At 65.6% G+C, this 21,301-nt stretch carries 20 protein-coding genes; 6 read left to right on the plus strand and 14 right to left on the minus strand.

Features of this window, described 5'->3' with window-relative positions; all coding sequences use genetic code 11:
• Positions 1 to 69: 69 nt before the first annotated feature.
• From GRI89_RS16470 to GRI89_RS16485, 4 genes are all read right to left on the minus strand, one after another.
• The gene (locus GRI89_RS16470) at positions 70 to 636 is read right to left on the minus strand and encodes a GbsR/MarR family transcriptional regulator (RefSeq protein WP_159797953.1); all 567 of its coding nucleotides are present in this window, start codon (positions 634 to 636) and stop codon (positions 70 to 72) included.
• Between the two features lie 65 nt (positions 637 to 701).
• Positions 702 to 1,385 carry a glutathione S-transferase family protein gene (locus tag GRI89_RS16475; protein ID WP_159797954.1) on the minus strand — a complete coding sequence of 228 codons (684 nt, stop codon included), beginning with the start codon at positions 1,383 to 1,385 and terminating at the stop codon, positions 702 to 704.
• A gap of 93 nt (positions 1,386 to 1,478) precedes the next feature.
• Positions 1,479 to 2,138: a CoA transferase subunit B gene (locus GRI89_RS16480; RefSeq protein WP_159798203.1), complete on the minus strand. Its 660-nt coding sequence runs from the start codon at positions 2,136 to 2,138 to the stop codon at positions 1,479 to 1,481.
• Entirely contained in the window at positions 2,138 to 2,845 is a 708-nt protein-coding gene (locus GRI89_RS16485) for a CoA transferase subunit A (protein ID WP_159797955.1), read from the minus strand. The genes GRI89_RS16480 and GRI89_RS16485 overlap by 1 nt, the downstream gene beginning before the upstream one ends.
• A 425-nt stretch (positions 2,846 to 3,270) precedes the next feature.
• Between GRI89_RS16485 and GRI89_RS16490 the strand changes: the two genes are divergently transcribed.
• The gene (locus tag GRI89_RS16490; RefSeq protein ID WP_159797956.1) at positions 3,271 to 5,586 is read left to right on the plus strand and encodes a CDC48 family AAA ATPase; all 2,316 of its coding nucleotides are present in this window, start codon (positions 3,271 to 3,273) and stop codon (positions 5,584 to 5,586) included.
• A gap of 22 nt (positions 5,587 to 5,608) precedes the next feature.
• On the opposite strand, the gene GRI89_RS16495 is transcribed toward GRI89_RS16490, so the two are convergent.
• Positions 5,609 to 6,697 (minus strand): mechanosensitive ion channel family protein, encoded by a 1,089-nt coding sequence (locus tag GRI89_RS16495; protein WP_159797957.1) that lies wholly within the window; start codon positions 6,695 to 6,697, stop codon positions 5,609 to 5,611.
• Between the two features lie 81 nt (positions 6,698 to 6,778).
• Positions 6,779 to 9,643 (minus strand): DNA polymerase I, encoded by a 2,865-nt coding sequence (gene polA, locus GRI89_RS16500; RefSeq protein WP_159797958.1) that lies wholly within the window; start codon positions 9,641 to 9,643, stop codon positions 6,779 to 6,781.
• A 261-nt stretch (positions 9,644 to 9,904) separates the two neighbouring features.
• Here polA and GRI89_RS16505 point away from each other — a divergent pair, with 261 nt between their 5' ends.
• The gene (locus GRI89_RS16505; protein ID WP_159797959.1) at positions 9,905 to 10,138 is read left to right on the plus strand and encodes a hypothetical protein; all 234 of its coding nucleotides are present in this window, start codon (positions 9,905 to 9,907) and stop codon (positions 10,136 to 10,138) included.
• An 88-nt stretch (positions 10,139 to 10,226) separates the two neighbouring features.
• On the opposite strand, the gene bla is transcribed toward GRI89_RS16505, so the two are convergent.
• From bla to GRI89_RS16535, 6 genes are all read right to left on the minus strand, one after another.
• Positions 10,227 to 11,273, minus strand: coding sequence for a class A beta-lactamase (bla, locus tag GRI89_RS16510; protein ID WP_159797960.1), 1,047 nt, complete (start codon positions 11,271 to 11,273; stop codon positions 10,227 to 10,229).
• Between the two features lie 158 nt (positions 11,274 to 11,431).
• On the minus strand, positions 11,432 to 12,184 hold the full coding sequence (locus GRI89_RS16515) for a class I SAM-dependent methyltransferase (protein ID WP_159797961.1): 753 nt from the start codon (positions 12,182 to 12,184) through the stop codon (positions 11,432 to 11,434).
• 73 nt (positions 12,185 to 12,257) lie between these two features.
• Positions 12,258 to 12,884 (minus strand): aspartyl/asparaginyl beta-hydroxylase domain-containing protein, encoded by a 627-nt coding sequence (locus GRI89_RS16520; RefSeq protein ID WP_235913484.1) that lies wholly within the window; start codon positions 12,882 to 12,884, stop codon positions 12,258 to 12,260.
• Positions 12,885 to 13,130: 246 nt separating this feature from the next.
• Positions 13,131 to 14,771: a chaperonin GroEL gene (gene groL, locus GRI89_RS16525; protein WP_159797963.1), complete on the minus strand. Its 1,641-nt coding sequence runs from the start codon at positions 14,769 to 14,771 to the stop codon at positions 13,131 to 13,133.
• Between the two features lie 69 nt (positions 14,772 to 14,840).
• Positions 14,841 to 15,128 (minus strand): co-chaperone GroES, encoded by a 288-nt coding sequence (gene groES, locus GRI89_RS16530; RefSeq protein WP_159797964.1) that lies wholly within the window; start codon positions 15,126 to 15,128, stop codon positions 14,841 to 14,843.
• Between the two features lie 137 nt (positions 15,129 to 15,265).
• Positions 15,266 to 16,648, minus strand: a complete 1,383-nt coding sequence (locus tag GRI89_RS16535) for an MATE family efflux transporter (RefSeq protein WP_328598328.1) — start codon at positions 16,646 to 16,648, stop codon at positions 15,266 to 15,268.
• Between the two features lie 162 nt (positions 16,649 to 16,810).
• On the opposite strand from GRI89_RS16535, the gene GRI89_RS16540 reads away from it, so the two are divergent.
• From GRI89_RS16540 to GRI89_RS16555, 4 genes are read left to right on the plus strand one after another with little or no spacing between them, the layout of a single operon-like run.
• Complete coding sequence (locus GRI89_RS16540; protein ID WP_235913497.1) at positions 16,811 to 17,338, plus strand: acyloxyacyl hydrolase; 528 nt, start codon at positions 16,811 to 16,813, stop codon at positions 17,336 to 17,338.
• 49 nt (positions 17,339 to 17,387) lie between these two features.
• Entirely contained in the window at positions 17,388 to 17,924 is a 537-nt protein-coding gene (locus GRI89_RS16545; protein ID WP_159797967.1) for a c-type cytochrome, read from the plus strand.
• A gap of 10 nt (positions 17,925 to 17,934) precedes the next feature.
• Complete coding sequence (locus GRI89_RS16550; RefSeq protein ID WP_159797968.1) at positions 17,935 to 19,701, plus strand: cation:proton antiporter domain-containing protein; 1,767 nt, start codon at positions 17,935 to 17,937, stop codon at positions 19,699 to 19,701.
• Positions 19,702 to 19,718: 17 nt separating this feature from the next.
• The gene (locus GRI89_RS16555) at positions 19,719 to 20,192 is read left to right on the plus strand and encodes a cupin domain-containing protein (RefSeq protein WP_159797969.1); all 474 of its coding nucleotides are present in this window, start codon (positions 19,719 to 19,721) and stop codon (positions 20,190 to 20,192) included.
• A gap of 92 nt (positions 20,193 to 20,284) precedes the next feature.
• On the opposite strand, the gene rplL is transcribed toward GRI89_RS16555, so the two are convergent.
• Both rplL and rplJ read right to left on the minus strand, forming a co-directional pair.
• Positions 20,285 to 20,662: a 50S ribosomal protein L7/L12 gene (gene rplL, locus GRI89_RS16560; protein WP_159797970.1), complete on the minus strand. Its 378-nt coding sequence runs from the start codon at positions 20,660 to 20,662 to the stop codon at positions 20,285 to 20,287.
• Positions 20,663 to 20,733: 71 nt separating this feature from the next.
• Positions 20,734 to 21,249, minus strand: a complete 516-nt coding sequence (gene rplJ / locus GRI89_RS16565) for a 50S ribosomal protein L10 (protein ID WP_159797972.1) — start codon at positions 21,247 to 21,249, stop codon at positions 20,734 to 20,736.
• Between the last annotated feature and the right edge of the window lie 52 nt (positions 21,250 to 21,301).

Below are 21,301 nucleotides of genomic sequence, written 5' to 3' on the forward strand. Positions count from 1 at the left end.
TAAATTCTGTAGAAACAGAAATTGAGGGATGCGTAAGTTGGACAGGGTGTGGCTCACACCTGATTGATCCTAGTTTCCGGTCTGGTTGCGGGTGGGGACGAAGCGAGCGACCTTGCCGCCAAGCTTCATCAGGGCGATCAGGGTCGAGCGCGGCAGGCGGCGGATATCGTCGTACCAGTTGGCGAGGGTGCCCATGAAGTCGTGCATTCGCCCGATCCGCTCGCGGATATGGGCGGGCACGTCCTCGCGTCCTTCAAGCTGCGCTGCGAGGTCGGAAAGGACCATGATCGTCGGATCGATCTCGCGCTTCTTGCGCTCGATCACGATCTTCATGAGCATGTCCCACAGGTCGGTCTCGGCGAGGAAATGGTCGCGCCGGTCGCCCGACACGTGGGTGCGGCGGACTATGCCGTAGCCCTGCAGTTCCTTCAAAGCGTTCGAGACGTTGCTGCGCGCGAGGCCGAGTTCGTCGCAGATTTCTTCGGCGTGCAGCGGGCGGTCGGACAGGTATAGCAGGGCGTGGACCTGGCTGACCGACCGATTGACGCCCCAATGCGAACCCATCTCCCCCCAGTGGAGGATGAAGGCTTCGGCTTCCGGGATGTCGCTGATCGCCACGACTCGTCTTCCATTCATTTCTGTAATTACAGAAATAGACGGATGTTGCGCATTGTCAACACATTGCCGCTCGCCAAACAGAACTAGACCGCCCGGTAGTCCGCGGTGATCGAGCCGGCCGCCGCGAGTTCTTCTTCGTGGCTTGCCTCGCGCCACGTTTCGGCCAGCGCCTGCCGTTCCCAGTCGAGCATCGCCGGATGATCGAGCACGCGCTCGACCCACGCCTGGCCCTTGCCGACATCGAGACCGTAGGTGCGGATGCGGAAGGCGACCGGGGCGTAGAAGGCATCGGCGGCGGTAAACTCGGGGCCGCACAGCCATGGTCCATTGAAGCGCTCGATTCCCTGTTCGAAGATCTCCCGAACACGCGAAACGTTGCGCTGCAGGGCTGCGGAATGCGGCTTCGTCGCCACGCGAACGCCGACGTTCATCGTGCAATCGTTGCGCAGGGCCGAAAAGCCGCCGTGCATCTCGGCGACCACGCACTGGGCGAAGGCGCGCGCGGCGGGTGCCTCGGGCCAGACGCCTTCGTGGCGGTCGGCGAGATAGAGCGCGATGCCCAAGGAGTCCCACACCGTCGCTTCGCCGTCGAGCAGCACCGGCACCTGCCCGGTCGGCGAGAAGGCGCGGAAATCCTCGAAGTTGTCCGGCTTGGTGAACTGTTCGAGGCGGTCCTCGAAGGGAATGTCGAGCGCTTTCATCAGCAGCCAGGGCCGCAGCGACCAACTCGAATAATTCCGGTTTGCGGTAATCAGCGTGTAGGCCATGAGCCCTCCTTCCGCTTTCTCGCTAGCGCGGAAGCGGGCGCCGCGCCAATCAAGCGATCGGCGCGGCGCATAAGCCGGGCTTATGCCGCAAGGTCAGGCGGTGTAGTTCGCCGTGGTCTTGGCCGCGACCTCGTCGGCCGTGACGCCCGGCGCCAGCTCGACCAGCTTGAACGGGCTCGCATGGTCGGGGCGCTGGAACACGCACAGGTCGGTGATGATCATGTCGACCACGTTGGTCCCGGTCAGCGGCAGCGTGCATTCGGGAATGAACTTGGGATCGCCGTTCTTGGAGACGTGCTCCATCACCACGATGATCTTCTTCACGCCTGCGACGAGGTCCATCGCTCCGCCCATGCCTTTGACCATTTTGCCGGGGATCATCCAATTGGCGATGTCGCCCTTCTCGCTGACCTCCATCGCCCCGAGCACGGTCAGGTCGATGTGCCCGCCGCGGATCATGGCGAAACTGGCGGCGCTGTCGAAGTAGGCGCTATGCGGCAGCTCGCTGATGGTCTGCTTGCCGGCGTTGATCAGGTCGGCGTCGACCTCGTCGTCGTACGGGAACGGGCCGATCCCGAGCATCCCGTTCTCGCTCTGCAGCGTGACCTGCATGCCCGCCGGGATGTGATTTGCGACAAGCGTCGGGATGCCGATGCCGAGGTTGACGTAGTAGCCGTCCTCAAGCTCCTGTGCGGCGCGCGCGGCCATCTGGTCGCGGGTCCAGCCTTTGGTCAGGTGGTCATGGGTGGTCATCATGCCGCCTCCCGCTCGCGCACGGTGCGGAACTCGATCTTCTTGTCGTAGGGCGCGCCGAGCACCATGCGCTGGACGTAGACGCCGGGCAGGTGGATGCAGTCGGGGTTGAGCTCGCCCGGCTTCACGATTTCCTCGACCTCGACCACGGTGATCTTGCCGCAAGTGGCGGCCGGCAAGTTGAAGTTGCGCGCGGTCTTGCGGAACTGGAGGTTGCCGGTCTCGTCGGCCTTCCACGCCTTGACGATGGCGAGGTCGGCGAAGATCCCGCGCTCGAGGATGTAGTCCTCACCGTCGAAAGTCTTCACTTCCTTGCCCTCGGCCACCTGCGTGCCGACGCCGGTCTTGGTGTAGAAGCCGGGAATGCCCGCGCCGCCGGCGCGCATGCGCTCGGCCAGAGTACCCTGCGGGCAGAACTCGACCTCGAGTTCGCCGGCGAGGTACTGGCGCTCGAATTCCTTGTTCTCGCCGACATAGGAACTGATCATCTTCTTCACCTGCCGGGTGCGCAGCAGCTTGCCGATGCCTTCGTTGTCGATCCCGGCGTTGTTGCTGGCGAAGGTCAGGTCCTTCACGCCGCTGGCCTGGATCGCGTCGAGAAGCCGTTCGGGAACGCCGCACAGGCCGAAGCCGCCGCTGGCGATGAGCATGCCGTCGCGCAGCACCCCGTCGAGGGCTGCGGCGGCGTTGGGATAGAGTTTCTGCATGCGGCCCGGTTAGCGCCTCGATTTGCCCGAGTCACGCCCTGTCTGAAGGTCAAAACAACAAAATGGTGCAACGCAACGTGAATGGGGCCTCAGGTCCTTGAAGCCTATTTGGCGCATTTTTAGCGTTTAAAAACAAATGACTTGCATAAGACGCAATATGCGGTGACCTTTTCGCACTTGCGAAGTCTTCGCGCTTGCAGCATACGGAACCTGCCTTTCAGGCATCCTCTCCCAAAACTTTGAGCCCGGGCGGCAACGCCCGGGCTTTTTTATTGCCTCAATCCGTCGCGGCAAGTTCCCTGCCGGCGCATGGAACCGCCATTGCGGTCCGTGCGCTTTGACTCGTGGCACGCCTTGGATTCGCTCGCGCGCATTCCTAGCTTTGCCCCGACACGAGACAAAAACAGGCGGAAGAGAGCGAGCCCATGGCAGACGCGCAAGTTGCGGCAAAGGTCGAAGAGGGAACCATCAGGCTGCAGGTTGCCGCGGCCAGGCAGGAAGAAAGCGGCCGTGGCACAGCCCGCTTGCCGCGCAGTGCGTTCCAGGCCCTCGGCATCACCGAAGGCGATTTCATCGAGATCGAAGGCAAGCGTGTAACCGCGGCGGTGGCGATGGCGGCCTATGAAGAGGACGCGGGGCTGGAGGTCGTACGCCTCGATGGCTTGCAGCGCGCCAACGCCGAAACCGCCAGCGGCGAACATGTCACCATCCGCCGCGCCGAGACCAAGGCGGCGACTCGCGTCGTGTTTGCGCCAGCCCAGCGCGAGATGCGGCTGCAGGGACCGACGGAAGCGCTCAAGCGGGTGTTCTTCAACCGGCCGCTCGCCGCCGGCGACCTCGTCGCCACTCACGGCCAGCAGCCGGTGCAGAACGTCCCCCCGCAGGTCGCGCGGATGTTCAACGCCCCAGCCTATGCGCTCACCCAGATTCGCCTGCAGGTCATCTCGACCACTCCCAAGGGCGTGGTCCACATCGACGAGAACACCGAGGTCGAACTACGCTCGGAATTCGAGGAACCGCGCGATGCCCGCGGCCTGATCAACTACGACGACGTCGGCGGGATGGAAGACACCATCAAGCAGCTGCGCGAGATGGTCGAGCTGCCGTTGCGCTATCCCGAACTGTTCACCCGCCTCGGCGTCGATCCGCCCAAGGGCGTGCTGCTCCACGGCCCGCCCGGCACCGGCAAGACCCGGCTCGCCCAGGCTGTTGCCAACGAGAGCGATGCCGAGTTCTTCACCATCAACGGCCCCGAGATCATGGGGTCGGCCTATGGCGAGAGCGAGAAGCGCCTGCGCGAAGTGTTCGAGGAGGCCGAGCGCAGCCAGCCGGCCATCGTCTTCATCGACGAAATCGATTCGATCGCGCCCAAGCGGCAGAACGTGTCGGGCGAAGCTGAAAAGCGCCTCGTCGCCCAGTTGCTGACGCTGATGGACGGTTTGCAAAGCCGCACCAACCTCGTTGTCATCGCCGCGACCAACCGGCCCGACGCGATCGACGAGGCTCTGCGCCGCCCCGGCCGCTTCGACCGCGAGATCGTGATCGGCGTCCCCGACGAGGGCGGTCGCCGCGAAATCCTTGCCATCCACACCCGCGGCATGCCGCTTGGCGAAGGCGTTGACCTTACCGAGCTGGCGCGCTCGACCCACGGCTTCGTCGGCGCCGACCTCGCCGCGCTGGCCCGCGAGGCGGCGATCGAGGCGGTGCGCCGGATCATGCCGAAACTCGATCTCGACGCCCGTGAAATCCCGCCCGAGGTCCTTGCCGAATTGCAGGTAGAGAAGAGCGACTTCCGCGAGGCGCTCAAGCGGGTCCAGCCGAGCGCGATGCGCGAGGTCATGGTCCAGGCGCCCAAGGTCGGCTGGGACGACATCGCCGGCGTGGACGAAGCCGAGGAACGCCTCAAGGAAGGCGTCGAACTGCCGCTCAAGAACCCGCAGGCCTTCGACCGGCTCGGCATCCGTCCGGCCAAGGGCTTCCTGCTGTTCGGCCCCCCGGGGACCGGCAAGACCCTGCTCGCCAAGGCGGTGGCCAAGGAGGCGGAGGCGAACTTCATCTCGATGAAGAGCTCCGATCTGCTGTCGAAGTGGTACGGCGAGAGCGAGCAGCAGATCAGCCGCATGTTCGCCCGCGCCCGCCAAGTGGCGCCTTGCGTGATCTTCATCGACGAGATCGACAGCCTCGTACCTGCGCGCGGCACCGGGGCAGGCGAGCCGCAGGTCACGGCGCGGGTGGTCAACACCATCCTTGCCGAGATGGACGGGATGGAGGAGCTCAACTCGATCGTCGTGATCGGCGCGACCAACCGGCCCAATCTCGTCGACCCCGCGCTCTTGCGGCCCGGCCGCTTCGACGAACTGGTCTATGTGGGTCCGCCCGACGCGCCCGGTCGCGAACGCATCCTCGGCATTCACACCCGCAACATGCCGCTCGCCAAGGACGTCGACCTCAAGGCCATTGCCGCGAAGACCGAGCGCTACACCGGCGCGGACCTCGAAGACGTCGTGCGCCGCGCCGGCCTGATCGCCATCCGCAAGGGTGGGGCGGATACCGGCGAAGTGACCAACGCCGATTTCACCGAGGCGCTCGAAGACAGCCGCCCGACGGTGACCCAGCAGATGGAATCGGAATACGCCAAGATGAAGGGCGAACTGAAGCGCAAAGCGCTCGAAGTGACCCCGATCGGCTTCGTCCACGAAGGCATGGTCGAGAGCACGCGCGACAGCAAGCACGGCAATTGATCGGGCGGGGCGCTGGCCCCGCCTACTTGCGCTTCGCCACCTTTGCGTTGGCCTGTTCCACCTCGAGCCGGCGACGGATCAGTGCGCCGGGCATCTCGCGGCGCAGCCAGTCGATCATGTGCTCTCGGACCGCGCAGCGCAGCACCCACAAGTCGCTTATCGTCGCCGCGCTCATGCCGAGGCGCAGTTCGATGCTTTCCGGGTGGGCCTCGGTCATCAGCAGCGCGCCGGTGCGGTGGTCCCATTCGGGTTGGGTTTCGAGGAAGCTGAGGAACTCTGTGCGGATCGGCTCGATTTCGGTCGAAGGGTCGAGGTGAAGGAAGACCGGGCCGGTCAGCTTCTCGCTCCTGCGCGACCAGTTCTCGAAGCTCGAGTCGAGGAAGCGAGACGTCGGCACAAGGACGGCCCGCTCGTCCCAGGTGCGGATGATGGCGAAGCTCATGCGGATTTCCTCGATTCGACCGGTGTGGCCGTCGATGACCACGAGGTCGCCGATGCGCACCGGTTCGGTGATCGCCATCTGCAGCCCAGCGATGAGCGACTTGAGCGCGGGTTGCGCCGCGGCGCCGACGGCGAGGGCGGCGAGGCCGGCCGAGGCAAGCAACGTCGTGCCGACATCCTTCACGCCGGGAATATCGAGCAGCACGAGGCCCACAGTGACGACCACGATGACCAGCAGCGCGGTTCGCGAGAGAATGGCGATACGGGTCTGGCGGCTTCGCGCCGCGGCGATGTCGTCGGAGCTCAGGGCATGGATCGTCATCGCCTGCGCGAAGCCCTTGACCAGACTGTAGGCGATCCAGCCGAGCAGCAGCGGCATGACCAGCCCGGCGAACTTGACCCAGACAAGGTCCAGCGCCGGTGTCTCGCGCGCGGCAAGCACGAGGCCGAGCACGGCCATCGACCAGCGCGTCGGACGTTCCATCGCATCCACAATGACATCGTCGGTCTCGGTGGTGTTGTGGCTGGCCAGCCTGCGCAGAAGGTTGAACAGCAGGCGGTGCACAAACAGTGCCAGCGCGACGCCAAGGATTGCGGCGACCGTCGCGACAATCACGTCCCATGCCCAGGGCTGGAAGCTGGCAGCGAGGCTGTCGATCGTATCGGTCATGCCAGCCGGGTAGGGGGTGCGTGCGGCAGCTTCAACCCCGGCGTCCGTCCGCCGACTACCGCTTCGCTGCCTGGGGCGGGCTCAGTGCGCCGCGTCCCAGCTCTTGCCGTGGCCGATTTCGATGCCGAGCGGAACGGTCAGTTCGACCGCCGGCAGAGCTGCTTCCGCCATCACGCGTTCGATTACCGGACCGGCGGTATCCACGTCACCTTCGGGCAGCTCGAAGACCAGTTCGTCGTGGACCTGCAGCAGCATTCGCACGTGGCCCAAGCCGGCTTCGTCGAGCGCGGGCATCATGCGGACCATCGCGCGCTTGATGATATCGGCACTGGTCCCCTGGATCGGCGCGTTGATCGCCGCGCGCTCGCTGCCCTGCCGCTCTGCCTGGTGCGTCGAGGTGATGCGGGGGAACCATGTCTTGCGGCCGAACAGTGTCTCCGAATAGCCGCGCGTGCGGACCTGCTCGAGCGTCGAGTGAATGTAGGCCTGGATGCCGGGGAAGCGCTGGAAATAGGTGTCGATGATCGCCTGCGCCTCGTCCGGCTCGATGCCGAGGCGGCCGGCGAGGCCCCAGCGGCTGATGCCGTAGAGGATCGCGAAGTTCACCGTCTTGGCCCGGGCGCGGGTGTCACGGTCGACCGTACCGAACATTTCCTGCGCGGTGCGGGCGTGGATGTCCTCGCCGGCGAGGAACGCTTCCTTCAGCGTCGGCACGTCGCACATGTGCGCGGCGAGACGCAGCTCGATCTGCGAATAGTCGGCCGCGAGCAGGACGTTGCCCTCCTCGGGCACGAAGGCCTCGCGGATCTGCCGCCCGATGGCGGTGCGGATCGGGATGTTCTGCAGGTTGGGGTCGGTCGATGAGAGCCGCCCGGTCTGCGCGCCGACCAGCGAATAGCTGGTGTGAACGCGGCCCGTCGCCGGGTTGATCGCTTCCTGCAGCGCGTCGGTATAAGTGCTCTTGAGTTTGGCCAGCTGGCGCCAGTCGAGCACCTTCTGGGCGATCTCGGCGCCCTGCGCGGCGAGGCCTTCGAGGATTCCCTGGTCGGTCGAATACTGCCCGCTCTTGCCCTTGCGTCCACCTTTGTAACCGAGCTTGTCGAACAGGATATCGCCCAGCTGCTTGGGGCTGCCGATGGTGAATTCCTGCCCGGCGAGTTGATGGATCTCGCCCTCCAGCTTGGCCGTCTCGGTGGCGAATTCATCCGACAGCTTGGCGAGTCTCGCGCGGTCGACCCTGATGCCGTGACGTTCCATCTGCGCGACGACCGGGATCAGCGGGCGGTCGACTCGCTCGTAGACCCGCGTGCTGCCTTCGAGCGCTAGCCGCGGCTTGAGCAGGGTATGCAGCCGCCAGGTGACGTCGGCGTCCTCGGCGGCGTATTCGGTCGCCCGCGCGATCGGCACTTCGCCGAACGGGATCTGTTTCTTGCCGGTGCCGCAGATGTCCTTGAAGGCGAGCGTGGTGTGGCCGAGGTGGCGTTCGCTGAGTTCATCCATCCCGTGCCCGCCGCCGATCCCGTCGGCCTGCCGCCCGGCGTCCATGTCGAAGCTGATGATCATCGTGTCGTCGACCGGGCCCAGCGCGATGCCATGCCGGGCGAGGACGTTGATGTCGTACTTGATGTTCTGTCCGGCCTTGAGCACCGCATCGCTTTCGAGCAGCGGCTTGAGCGTGGCGACGGCATCGGCAAGCGGCACCTGCTCCGGCTTTTCGGCGAACATGTCGCTGCCGCCGTGTCCGAGCGGGATGTAGCAGGCATCGTTCGGACCGAGGGCAAGGCTCACCCCGACGAGGTCGGCCTGGATCGAATCGAGGCTGCTGGCCTCGGTATCCACCGCGACCAGGCGCGCGGCGAAGGCGCGATCGATCCACGCCTGCAGCCGCTCCATCGTCTGCACGCATTCGTAGCCCGAGCGGTCGACCGGCGGCATCTCGGGCGGCGCCTGGCGGTTGCCTTCGCGCGAGGCCGGCGCCCCGGCGGTCTCCTGCTTCGCCGGGTTGAGGTTGGTCGTGCGTGTTGGGCTGCCGCTTCCGGCGTGGAGGCGCTTGAGCAGCGAGTTGAAGCCGTGTGTGGTGAGGAACTCGGCCAGCGGCTCGGGTGGAATACCGTCGAGCTTCATGTCTTCGAGCGCCACGGGTAGTGCGATGTCGCTCTTCAGTTCGACCAGCTCGCGACTGAGCATTGCCATGTCGCGCCCTTCGAGCAGGCGCTCCCTGAGCTTGGAGGGCTTCATGTCGGCCGCCGAATCGAGGGCTGCGGCAAGATCGCCGTTTTCGGCGATGAGCTTGCTCGCGGTCTTGGGGCCGATGCCGAAGATGCCCGGCACATTGTCGACGCTGTCTCCCATCAGCGCGAGGACATCGCCGACCTTTTCGGGCGGGACGCCGAATTTTTCGATGACTTCCTCGCGGCCGATGCGGGCGTCCTTCATAGTGTCGAGCATATCGATGCAGCCGCCTTCGGCGACGCCGGGGTCGAGATGGTCTTCGGCGCACTGGCCGATGAGCTGCATCAGGTCCTTGTCGCTCGATACGATCGTGACGTCCCAGCCCTTGCGGGTCGCCGCCTTGGCGTAGCTGGCTATGAGGTCGTCGGCCTCGTAGCCCTGCTCCTCGATGCACGGCAGGCTGAAGGCGCGGGTGGCGTCGCGAATCAGCGGGAACTGCGGCACCAGGTCCTCGGGCGGGTCGGGCCGGTGCGCCTTGTATTCAGCGTAGAGTTCGTTGCGGAACGAATGGCTCGACTTGTCGAGGATCACCGCCAGGTGTGTCGGCCCCTCGGCCTTGTCGAGGTCGTCGGCCAGCTTCCACAGCATCGTGGTGTAGCCGTAGACCGCGCCGACCGGCGTACCTTCCGGATTGGTCAGCGGCGGCAGGCGATGGTAGGCCCTGAAAATGTAGCTCGACCCGTCAACGAGATAGAGGTGCTGCTTATCGGCCATGGCGCGGGTGGTAGCAGCGAGCGCGGGTCAGGTCAGCACGTTTTGCCATGCTTTTGCCCCGCCGGGTCAGCGCTCTGGGGGTGGGAAATCGCCTTGCACCGCGATGAACCAAATATGGCGCATCGCCACAATCTGCTTGCTTTGCCACAAAGTCGCCATTATTTCCCGCCTCCGGAATTCACCCCAGGGTGGGTTTCGCGGGGGGTAAGGCAAACAGCCTGTCCAACGCATTCCAAACTCGCTGTTTAAGGATACTAAAACATGCGCAAGATCGTTCTCGTTGCCGCGATTGCCGCCGGCGCCCTGTCGCTCGCCGCTTGCTCGGAAGCCACCGAAGACGCCGCTTCGGAAACCGCTGATTCGGCCATGGCCGACGCTGAAGCCAACGTCGACGCCGCTGCTGACGCCGCGACCGACGCCGCTTCGGAAGTCACCGAAGCCACTAGCGAAGCCGTTGAAGCTGCTAGCGAAGCGACCAGCGAAGCCGCCGAGTAATCCTCGCGCGTCAAGCGAACAAAAGGAAAGGGCGCGGCCGGAAGGCCGCGCCCTTTTCTTTTGCCCTCCGCCCGTCCGGAGAAAGGCGTCAGCCGCCCGAGTCTGAGTACTTGGCCGACGTCCACTCACGCGCTTCGGCTTGGCGCTGGGCGTAGCTCTGAGCATAGCCGTCGTAGATTGCCCGGGCGATGCTGGCGATCTTCGCCTCGCGATTGGCCCGCGAACCCTGGCCGGTGACATAGATAGCAACCGCGATCGACCGGCCGTCGGGCGCCATCATGATGCCGACATCGCTGGAAGTGTTGTTGAGCGAGCCTGTCTTGTGCGCCACGCGGACGTTCTCCGGCAACAGTGCCGGGATGCGGTGCGTGCCGGTGCGGCAACGCTCCATCGTATCGATCAGCACGCGGCGGCTCTCGGCGCTCAGCCATTGCCCCTGGTACAGGCCGGTCAGCAGAAGGACCATGTCGCGCGGCGTCGAACTATCGCGGATGTCTATATGCGAAGCCGGGTCGAACTCGCCGTCGTCGCGCACCAGAGTGGCGATGTCGCGTGACAGGTTGAAGCCCTTGATTCCGGCCCGTCGCGCCCAGTCGTTGACAGCCGCGGGGCCACCTACCGCATGGAGCAGCGAATCGGTCGCCGCATTGTTGCTGCGCGTCAGCATCAGGTCGATCAGCTCAAGCGCGGTGTAGTACTGCCCTTCCTTGACCGGTGCGGCCTTGCTCGAAAATGGCGCCGAGCGCACCGGGACGAGCAGAGGCAGTTCGCGGGTCAACGTCCACCGGCCCTTGTCGACTCCCTCGAGATAGGTCGCGGCAATGGCAACCTTGCTGGTGCTGGCCATCGGGAAGCGCTGGTCGCCCAGCACGCCCACTTCCTGTCCGGTAGAGAGGTCGACTGCGGCAACGCCGATGCGACCGTTCGATCCGTCCGCAAGTTGTGCGACCAGTCGCTCGAACGGACTGTCGAAACGCGGGGTGAAATCGCGCGGTACGCGAGAGTCGGTGCCGAAGGTGCTGTCGAAGGCTGCCTCGAGGCTGGAGCCTTGAGCGTCGTTGGCATGTGCCGGGACCGCCATGGCAAGCGCGAGTGCCAGCGGGGCGATCAGGCGTCCGATCGTACGAAAAACCATTCTGAAAAAACTACCCGTCCAATCCTGAGGAAAGGTTAATCCTTTCTGTCGCCCGCTGGCAATATTGCAAGCGACGAATGGACGGGCCCATCTGGTCGAGACGAGTCCGCGGACGGCTCTTTGCCCAAAACTAACCTATATTCGAGAGGTTTGCAGGCTCAGCCGGGCTTCTTGAATCGCAGCGCGAACTGGTCGGTCTTGCCGCGGATCGCAGGCGAAAACACGTTGGCGTCGCGCGGATCGTCGGGCCGGGCATAAAAGTCGGCGCTGCCGTCGAGCGCGAAGCCGGCGGCGGTCAGCGCATCGATGACGAACTGCCGGTCGATGCGGTGCAACTCGCTGGTCTTGCCGATGCCGCTGCCATCGGGCGCAGAATGGTCGATCACCACCAGCGTACCGCCGGGCTTCAGCGCATCGTAGAACGCCTTGATCGCCCTGGACCCGGTTCCTTCGGGCATCTGGGTGATGAACAAGTCGTGGAAGTTCTGCACCGTGAGCAGCATGTCGAGCGGTTCGGAGAAGGCCGGTGCGGCGATCGGCGAGCGCACCTTGACCACGTTGTCGTAGTCCTTGACCACCGCATCCTGCTCGTCGGCATAGGCCGGACGGAAGTTAACGAACTCGTCGGCGGTGAAGCCATACACCTTGCCGGACTGACCGACTTCGGCGGCGAGCATGCGGGTCCAGTAGCCGCCGCCCATCAGGTAGTCCCCGACCACGTCGCCCGGCTTCACCTGGGTGAACTCGAGGACCTGCTCCGGCAGCCGCGCCGCGTCGCGCTCGGTGTCGGCGGCGGGCCGGCGCGAATCCGCGATTGCCGCGGCATAACTGGGGGTTTCGGCCGCGGCAGGGACACTGGCGGTGGCCAGGCTCAGCGATGCAAAGGTGAACAGTAGAAGGCTTCGGCGCATGGGAATCTCCTCTCCGGTCTACGAGCGAGGATAGAGTGCAGGGCGCTTGTGGCCAAGCGCCCTGTCAATGCCCTCACCGCGCGCCGATTTCCTGTTTCACGTCCTGCACGAAAGGCGAATGTCGGATCGCCTGGAACAACAGGCCGGCGGCCGCGCGGCCCACCCTGGTCATTGGCCGGCGAACCTGCAGGAACAGCACGGCGCGCAGTTCTTCGCTTTCGTTCCACACCTCGTGCTCGTTGGTCTCGTCGAACACCAGCCATTCGCCTTCGCGCCACTGGCACATCGTACCGCCGACATCGATCTCGCAGCGGCCAGGACCTTTGGGCACCCTGAGCGGCAGGTGGCAGTTGAGCCAGGCCTTGGTCAGCCCGCGGTGGCGCGGGACGTGGGTGCCCGGCTCCATGATCGAGAAAAAGGCGACGACGAGGCCAGGTACCTGCTCGATCAACTCTGCGGTGAGCGGGCACTGCGCAAGGTTTTCGTCGGAGCGGAAACCGTAGCCCTTGAAGAAGTAGCTCTTCCAGTGCTGGCCCGGGGCGATGCGCTTGTGGTCGGGAGAAATGTCGCCGAGCGAGGGGATTGCTTCGCGCGCGGCCAGCAATGGTTCGAGTTCGTCGCGGATTGCTTGCCAATGCGGTTGCAGCGCTGCGAGCCCTGGCACCACTTCTGCCGGCACGATCTTGTCGTCGCCGATCAACGATCGCCCGGCCAACCACCGATTGATGGGGCGACGCAGGCGCCGGCCCATACGCGTGATGACGGATTTCTTCTTCGCAGCCACAGGTCACAACCCCTTGCTTGCGACCGTTTTGCGATCCTCTAGCTTTGCTGCAGTGCAGCGGTCAACCACCTCCTGGACCGTTAATCAGGGCTTACACGTAGCAAAGCAAAAGGGCCGGCGGATCGCTCCGCCGGCCCCTCGCTTGCCTGTCTGGCGCTGGGCTTAGAAGCCCATGCCGCCGCCCATGCCGCCCATGTCGGGCATCGGCATCGCCGGCTTGTCTTCCGGAACTTCGCTGATCGCCGCTTCGGTGGTGATCAGCAGGCCGGCGACCGAAGCCGCGTCTTGCAGCGCCGTACGAACGACCTTGGTCGGGTCGACCACGCCGGCAGCGGCGAGGTTCTCGTAAGTGTCGGTCGCGGCGTTGAAGCCCTGCGCTTCGTCACCCTCGCGCAGCAGGTTGCCCGAAACCACCGCACCGTCGTGGCCGGCGTTCTCGGCGATCTGACGCACCGGCGCCATGATCGCCTGGCGGACGATGTCGACACCGCGGGTCTGGTCGTCGTTCGCGCCCTTGAAGCCTTCGAGGGCCGCAGTGGCATAAAGCAGCGCGGTGCCGCCACCCGGGACGATACCTTCCTCGACCGCGGCGCGGGTCGCGTGGAGAGCGTCGTCGACGCGGTCCTTGCGCTCCTTCACCTCGACTTCCGAAGCGCCGCCGACCTTGATCACCGCAACGCCGCCGGCGAGCTTGGCCAGCCGCTCCTGCAGCTTCTCGCGGTCGTAGTCGCTGGTCGTGGTCTCGATCTGGGCGCGGATCTGCTCGACCCGTGCCTTGATGTCGTCGGCATTGCCGGCGCCATCGACGATCGTGGTGTTGTCCTTGTCGATGGTGACGCGCTTTGCTTCACCGAGCATGCCGAGCGTGACGTTCTCGAGCTTGATGCCGAGGTCTTCGGAGATCATCTCGCCCTTGGTCAGGATCGAGATGTCCTGCAGCATCGCCTTGCGGCGATCGCCGAAGCCCGGGGCCTTGACCGCCGCGACCTTGAGGCCGCCGCGCAGCTTGTTGACCACCAGCGTGGCCAGCGCCTCGCCTTCGATGTCCTCGGCAATGATCAGCAGCGGGCGGCCGCTCTGCACCACCGCTTCGAGCACCGGCAGCATCGACTGCAGGTTCGACAGCTTCTTCTCGTGGATCAGGATGTAGGGGTTATCCAGCTCGACGATCATCTTCTCCGGGTTGGTGACGAAGTAGGGGCTGAGGTAGCCGCGGTCAAACTGCATGCCCTCGACGACGTCGAGCTCGAATTCGAGACCCTTCGCCTCTTCGACGGTGATCACGCCTTCCTTGCCGACCTTCTCCATCGCCTCGGCGATCTTCTCGCCGACTTCCTTGTCGCCGTTGGCCGAAATGATGCCGACCTGGGCGATTTCGGCCGAGCCGGAAACGGCCTTCGAACGGCCCTGCAGGTTCTCGACGACCTTGGTCACGGCGAGATCGATGCCGCGCTTCAGGTCCATCGGGTTCATGCCGGCGGCGACCGACTTCATACCTTCGCGGACGATGGCCTGGGCCAGCACCGTGGCGGTGGTGGTGCCGTCACCGGCGAGGTCGTTGGTCTTCGAGGCCACTTCACGCAGCATCTGCGCGCCCATGTTCTCGAACTTGTCCTTGAGCTCGATTTCCTTGGCGACGGTAACGCCGTCCTTGGTGATGCGCGGCGCGCCGAAGCTCTTGTCGATGACGACGTTGCGGCCCTTGGGGCCGAGCGTGACCTTCACAGCGTTGGCGAGCGTGTCCACGCCCTTGAGAATCCGCTCACGCGCGTCGCGTGAGAATTTTACGTCCTTGGCAGCCATGGGGCAAACCTTTCGAATTAGATGTTGTCAGGTTGACACGTTGACAGTGTCCTGGGGTAAAATCCGGCCTCAGCCGATGATCCCCATGATGTCGCTTTCCTTCATGATGAGGAGGTCCTCACCGTCGAGCTTGACCTCGGTGCCCGACCACTTGCCGAACAGCACGCGATCGCCCGCCTTCACGTCGAGCGGGGTGACGGTGCCGTCTTCGGCCTTCGCACCGGTGCCGACGGCGACGACTTCGCCCTCGCTCGGCTTTTCTTTGGCGTTGTCGGGGATGATGATGCCGCCAGCCGTCTTTTCCTCGGCCTCGATGCGGCGAACCAGCACGCGATCGTGCAGCGGACGAAATGCCATTGTGGTAGCCTCTCTACAAAGTGAACCTGTGATTGGCACTCTCTCTCATCGAGTGCCAGCGGCGCGCATATGAGTACGCGCCGCGTGGGCGTCAAGCAGAGTCGCGAACTAAATTATGCCGGGCAGGCCGGGCCGGGTCAGGCGGGCGCCAGGCCGATCCGGTCGCGCGCCGCCCAGCGCCAGGTCAACAGGCACGCCACCACGACCAGTCCGACCGCGAGGCCGATCCAGATGCCCACTCCGGCGAGCGGGGTGTAGAAGCCAAGCCAGACCGCCGTGCCGAGGCCGGGCACCCAGTAGCCGAACAGCGCCAGCCACATCGGCACCCGCGTGTCCTGCAGGCCGCGCAGGGCCCCCGCCGCGACGGCCTGGACTCCGTCGAACAGCTGGAACGCGGCGGCGACGGCCATGAACTGGACCGCGAAGCCGACCATGGCGGCATTCCGCGGCAGGTCGGGATCGACGTAGAGCCGCAGGATCGCGGTCGGCACGAACAGCATGAGGCTGGCGGTGAGCACCATGAAGCCCGAACCGATCATCAGCGCACACCAGCCCGCCCGGCCCACGCCCGCAGGATCGCGCGCGCCGTAGAAATAGCCGACACGGATCGTCGCCGCCTGCGACACGCCCCACGGGACCTGGAAAGCGAGCGCGGCAAGCTGCAGCGCCAGCGCATGGCCGGCGAGCTCGATCGCCCCGATCCGCCCCATCAGGAAGGCGGCGCTGCTGAACAGGCCCATTTCCGCGAGGATCGTCAGGGTGACCGGGGTGCCCTTGAGCACCAGCTCGCGCAGCCGGGTCCATTCCGGCCGCCACCAGTTGCCGAACACCCGGTAGCGGCGCAGGCGGCGGTCGCTGTGGATCGCGACGACATAGGCCAGCACGCTGAAGCACGACACGGTCACGCTGGCCAAAGCCGAGCCTTCGAGGCCGAGCGCCGGAAACCCGAAGTGGCCGAACACGAAGGCGTAGTTGGCGAGCGCGCCGACGCCGACCGCCATGACCGTGATCATCGTGGCGAAGATCGGCCGGCCGAGCGAGGAGACGAAGTTGCGCAGCACGTTGGCCACCAGCATCGGCAGCGTCGCGAACATCAGGATGGCGAGGAAGCGGTCCGCCAGTTCGGCCACGTGCGGGTCCTGCCCGGTCGCAATCATCAGCTCTTCGGTGAACTGCAGCGGCAGCAGCGCCAGCAGGCCGAGCCCGATGGCCAGCCACAGCCCCATACGCGCCGAGCGCCGCACTTCGCGCACCGCGTGCTTCTTGCGGCCAAGCTCCGCCGCGATCAGCGCCGCGGTCATCCCGGCCATGCCGGTCAGTGGGCCGAGGATCACGGCGAACAGCGAAATGCCCAGGCTCGCCGCTGCAAGTTCGGCATCGCCTAGCCGGGCGACGAAGATGACGTCGATGGCGTGGACCAGCATCTGCGCGAGGTTGGCGAGCGCCAGCGGCCAGGCGAGCGCCAGGGTGGCGAGAATCTCGCCGCGCCAGCCTTCCCGCGAATGCGGGGGCCTAAGGATCGGATCCGTGGTAATGGTCGTCTGCTCGTCGCAAAGCCGACCCGGATAGGAGCGCTGCCGGGGCCGGGGAAGCGACGAATGGTTGCGGCAGAAACATTCCTTGGGTTTGCTGCAAGCTTGCAACAGCCGAGCGCCTAATGCCTCTTGTTCGGAGTGATTCCGATGCATCGCTTTTCGCTTGCCATCGCCGGAATGTGCGCGGTTCCCGCGCAGGCGGGCGAGGTCTTTGCAGGTGCCTATGTCCACGAGGTCGACACACCGTTCACGCTCTACACGGGCGAGAGCGGGGCGGACGCCGAACTGGGCTACCGGTTCGACCCCATCGAGCAACTGGGCGCGATCGGCAAGCCGTCGCCTTACGTCATCGCCTCGCTCAACACCGGCGGTGGCACCAGCTTCGCCGGGGTCGGACTTTCGTGGAAGATCGGCAAGGGACCGGTCTATGTCCGCCCGGGTGTCGGGCTGGTGGTGCACGATGGGCCGTCCGAACGCATCGACCCCTTCACAGGCCGCCACACGGAGCTTGGCAGCCGGGTGCTGTTCGAACCGGAGATCGCCGTCGGCACGCAGGTGACCGAACGGGTGGCGATTGAGGTGAGCTGGGTGCACATCAGCCAGGGGCGCATCTTCAACGCTCAACAGAACCCGGGCATCGACATGATCGGGGTCCGGTTCAACTGGCGCTTGTGAATCGCGCGCGCCACGGTAGGACACCGGCGAAAGTCTTCAGGAGACCGTCATGACGTCCCGCCTTGCCGTTGCCGCAACGCTCGCATTCATCCTTGCCGCCTGCGGTTCCGGCGAAACCCCCGCCGAAGAGCCGAGCGCTACGCCGACGATGGCCGAACCCGTGGCCGCGGAGAGCGATGCCCCGACAGCCGATGCCAGCGCTGCGCCGACCCCGTCGGCGAGCGACGCCGCGGCTCCGGCCCCAACTCCGACGTCAACGCCGACACATGCCCCGACACCGGCCAAGGTCGCCGCCGCCGGTCCGCCCGAAGCGTTCACGCAGTGCGCGACCTGCCATTCGACCGAACCGGGCAAGACCATTATCGGCCCCTCGCTCGCCGGCATCTATGGCGAGAAGGCCGGCGCTGTCGCCGGGTTCAAGTTCTCCGAAGCGATGAAGACTTCCGGGCTCACCTGGAACGATGAGACGCTCGACCGCTACCTCGCCGACCCCAAGGGCGTCGTGCCGGGCACGACCATGGCGCTGTCCGGGATCAAGGACGCCGGCAAGCGGGCGGACATCATCGCCTACATCAAGTCGCTGTAAGGCCTCGGGCATGGAACACAGCGCTTCGTTCCTGATGGACGGAGTGCTGTTGCTGGGCTTCGGGCTCGGCTTCGTGCTCCTGTTCCGCAAGCTCGGGCTGGGCGCCACTCTCGGCTACCTCGTCGCCGGTGCGGTTGTCGGGCCGCATGTCCTGAACCTTGCCGGCGATGCCGAGGCGATGATCCCCGTCGCCGAACTCGGCATTACCCTGCTGCTGTTCATCGTCGGGCTCGAGCTGTCGCCGAGTCGCCTGTGGGCGATGAAGAGCGAGATCTTCGGGCTTGGCCTGCTGCAGGTCGTGCTGTGCGGGCTGGCGCTGAGCGCGCTACTCTATTTCGCCACACCGTTCACAATAGGCGCGGCGCTGGCGATCGGCCTGCCGCTGGCGCTCAGCTCGACCGCGCAGGTCCTGCCGATGCTGCAGTCGGCCGGGCGGCTGCACACCCCGTTCGGCGAGCGGGCGTTCTCGATCCTGCTGTTCCAGGACCTGTCGATCATCCCGCTGCTGACCATCGTCGCCGCGCTGAGCCGCAACCCGGCGCAGGATACCGGGCCACCCGGCTGGCAAATGGTGATCCAGACGCTGCTGGCGGTGGCCGGGCTGGTCCTTGCCGGGCGCTTTCTCGTGCGGCCGCTGTTCCGACTGATCTCGCGGCTCGGCGAGCGCGAGATGTTCATCGTCGCGGCGCTGGCGGTGGTGGTCGCGGCGGCGGCGCTGATGGAGGCGCTCGGCCTGTCGACCGCGCTCGGGGCCTTCATCGCCGGGGTGATGCTCGCCGATACCCCCTTCCGCCACGAGATCGAGGCCGACGTCGAACCGTTCCGTTCGATCCTGCTCGGGCTGTTCTTCCTCGCCGTGGGCATGATGCTCGATCTCTCGGTGATCGCCGCCAACCCGCTGTTCGTGGTCGGCACGGCGCTGGCGCTGATCGCCACCAAGACCGTGGTGATCGGCGCGCTCGGACTTGCCTTCGGGATGCGCTGGCAGGGGGCGCTCGCGCTCGGCCTGCTGCTCAGCCAGGGTGGCGAATTCGGTTTCGTGCTGTTCACCCGCGCGCAGCAAGGCCTGCTGATCGAGCCCGAGGCGGCGAGCCTGTTCGGCGCGATCGTCACGCTTTCGATGGCGACCACGCCGTTCCTGATGATGCTCACCAAGCGCATCCGCCGCGAGGTCCCGGTCGCCGAAGTTCGTGACGGGCCGCGGCGCGACGGGGCCAGCGCGCTGGTCGTCGGCTACGGCCGCTTCGGCCAGACCGTGGCGCAGATGCTGATCCTCTCCGACATCCCCGTGACGCTGATCGACACCGATACCGAGATGATCGACGTCGCCGGCACGTTCGGGGCCAAGGTCTATTTCGGCGACGGCACGCGGATCGACCTGCTGCGCCAGGCCGGGGCGGGCGAGGCAAGCATGATCCTGTTCTGCCTCGACGGCGACAACCCGACCGCCGACCTGCTGCAATCGGTGCGCGAGCATTTCCCGCAAGCAAAGATCTACGCCCGCGTGTTCGACCGCCGCAGCCTGATCGACCTTCGCGACGCGCCGCTCGACTATGCGATCCGCGAAGTGATGGAGAGCGCGGTGCAGATGGCCCGTGCCGCGCTGGAGGAACTGGGCGACAGTCTCCAGGACGTCGACAAGGCCGAAGCGGCCTATCGCGCCAACGACAGCGAGCGGCTCGACCTGCAGAAAGGCGAGGGCAATTACCGCGCCGGCATCGACCGAATGATCACGCAGGAGGCGCGCGCGGCGCGAGGCAAGCCGGTGGAGGAGTAGGGGAAGGGAGAGACGCGATGACCGGACGGATACTGAAAGGGCTGCTGCTGCTTGGCGCGGCGGGCGGTCTGGCAGGAGCCGAGCCGCCCTCGGCCTACGATGCGGCAGTCGAGGCGACGCCGCCCGAAGTCTCCCCGCCGCCGCGGCCTGGCAATGCCCCGACGGTCTTCTCGGCCAGCGATTTCACCTGGGAGAACAAGGCGTTCGGCAAGCAGGCCTTCCTCATCAATCGCTCCTCGCGCACGCTCGACCTGCTCGAAATCCACGCCACGATCGTCGAGACCGGGGCCAATTCGCACGAGCCCCACCGCCACCGCTACGAGGAAGTGCTGGTGCTGCAATCGGGGCGGGTAGAGGTCGAGGTCAACGGCGTGACCGAGGAAATCGGGCCCGGCTCGGTGATGGTCTTCCTGTCGCAGGACTGGCACGCGGTGCGCAACATCGGCGACGAGCCGGCGGTCTACACCGTGATCAACGTCGGCCCTCCCTAGTGCAACAGGCCCTAGCCGCAACGAAGAAGGGCGGCGCCTCGCGGCACCGCCCCCTTGGTGATCCGAAACGGATCGAAGAGTAGGCGAAAAGCTTACTTCAGCTCGACGGTGCCGCCGGCTTCTTCGATCTTCTTCTTGATCTCTTCGGCTTCGGCCTTGTTCACGCCTTCCTTCACCGCCTTCGGGGTGCTCTCGACGAGGGCCTTGGCTTCGGTCAGGCCCAGGCCGGTGATGGCGCGGACTTCCTTGATGACCTGGATCTTCTTGCCACCGTCGCCGGTGAGGATGACGTCGAATTCGGTCTGTTCCTCGGCGGCTTCGGCAGCGGCGCCACCGCCCGCGGGGGCAGCAACGGCAACGGCAGCGGCGGCGCTGACGCCCCACTCTTCTTCGAGCGCCTTGGCAAGCTCAGCGGCTTCCATGACGGTCAGCTTCGACAGTTCTTCAACAAGCTTGGCGATATCGGCCATGACTCATACTCCGTTCAAATGATGGACCGGGGCCGTTGGGCGCCCGGCGAATTCGCAATTGCAAAAACCGCTTACGCCGCTTCCTTGGCCGCATAGGCCCCGAAGACGCGGGCGAGCTTGCTCGCGGGCGCATTGACGAGCTGGACGACCTTCGTCGCCGGCGCGTTGATGAGACCCACGATCTTGCCGCGCAGCTCGTCGAGCGACGGCATCGAGGCGAGTGCCTTGACCCCATCGGCGTCGAGCGCGGTGCTGCCCATCGAACCGCCGACGATTTCGAGCTTGTCGTTCGTCTTGGCGAAATCGACCACGGCCTTGGCGGCGGCAACCGGATCCGCCGAATAGGCGAGTGCGGTCGGGCCGTTCAGGTACGCTTCGATCGAAGCGTAGTCGGTGTCCTTCAGGGCGAGCTTGGCGAGGCGGTTCTTCGCAACCTTGTAGGACGCACCGGCATCACGCATCTTCGCGCGCAGTTCGGTGGACTGGGCCACCGACATGCCGAGGTTGCGGGTGACGACCACCACGCCCGCCTCGTTGAAGACCGCGTTGAGCTGGGCGACCGAATCGGTTTTCTGCGAACGATCCATGCCTTACTCCTTCACATGTGATCGCAGGGGCGAACCCCGTACGACCGGCTAC

This window comes from Croceibacterium salegens, from assembly GCF_009827435.1.
In the GTDB taxonomy this organism is placed as follows: domain Bacteria; phylum Pseudomonadota; class Alphaproteobacteria; order Sphingomonadales; family Sphingomonadaceae; genus Croceibacterium_B; species Croceibacterium_B salegens.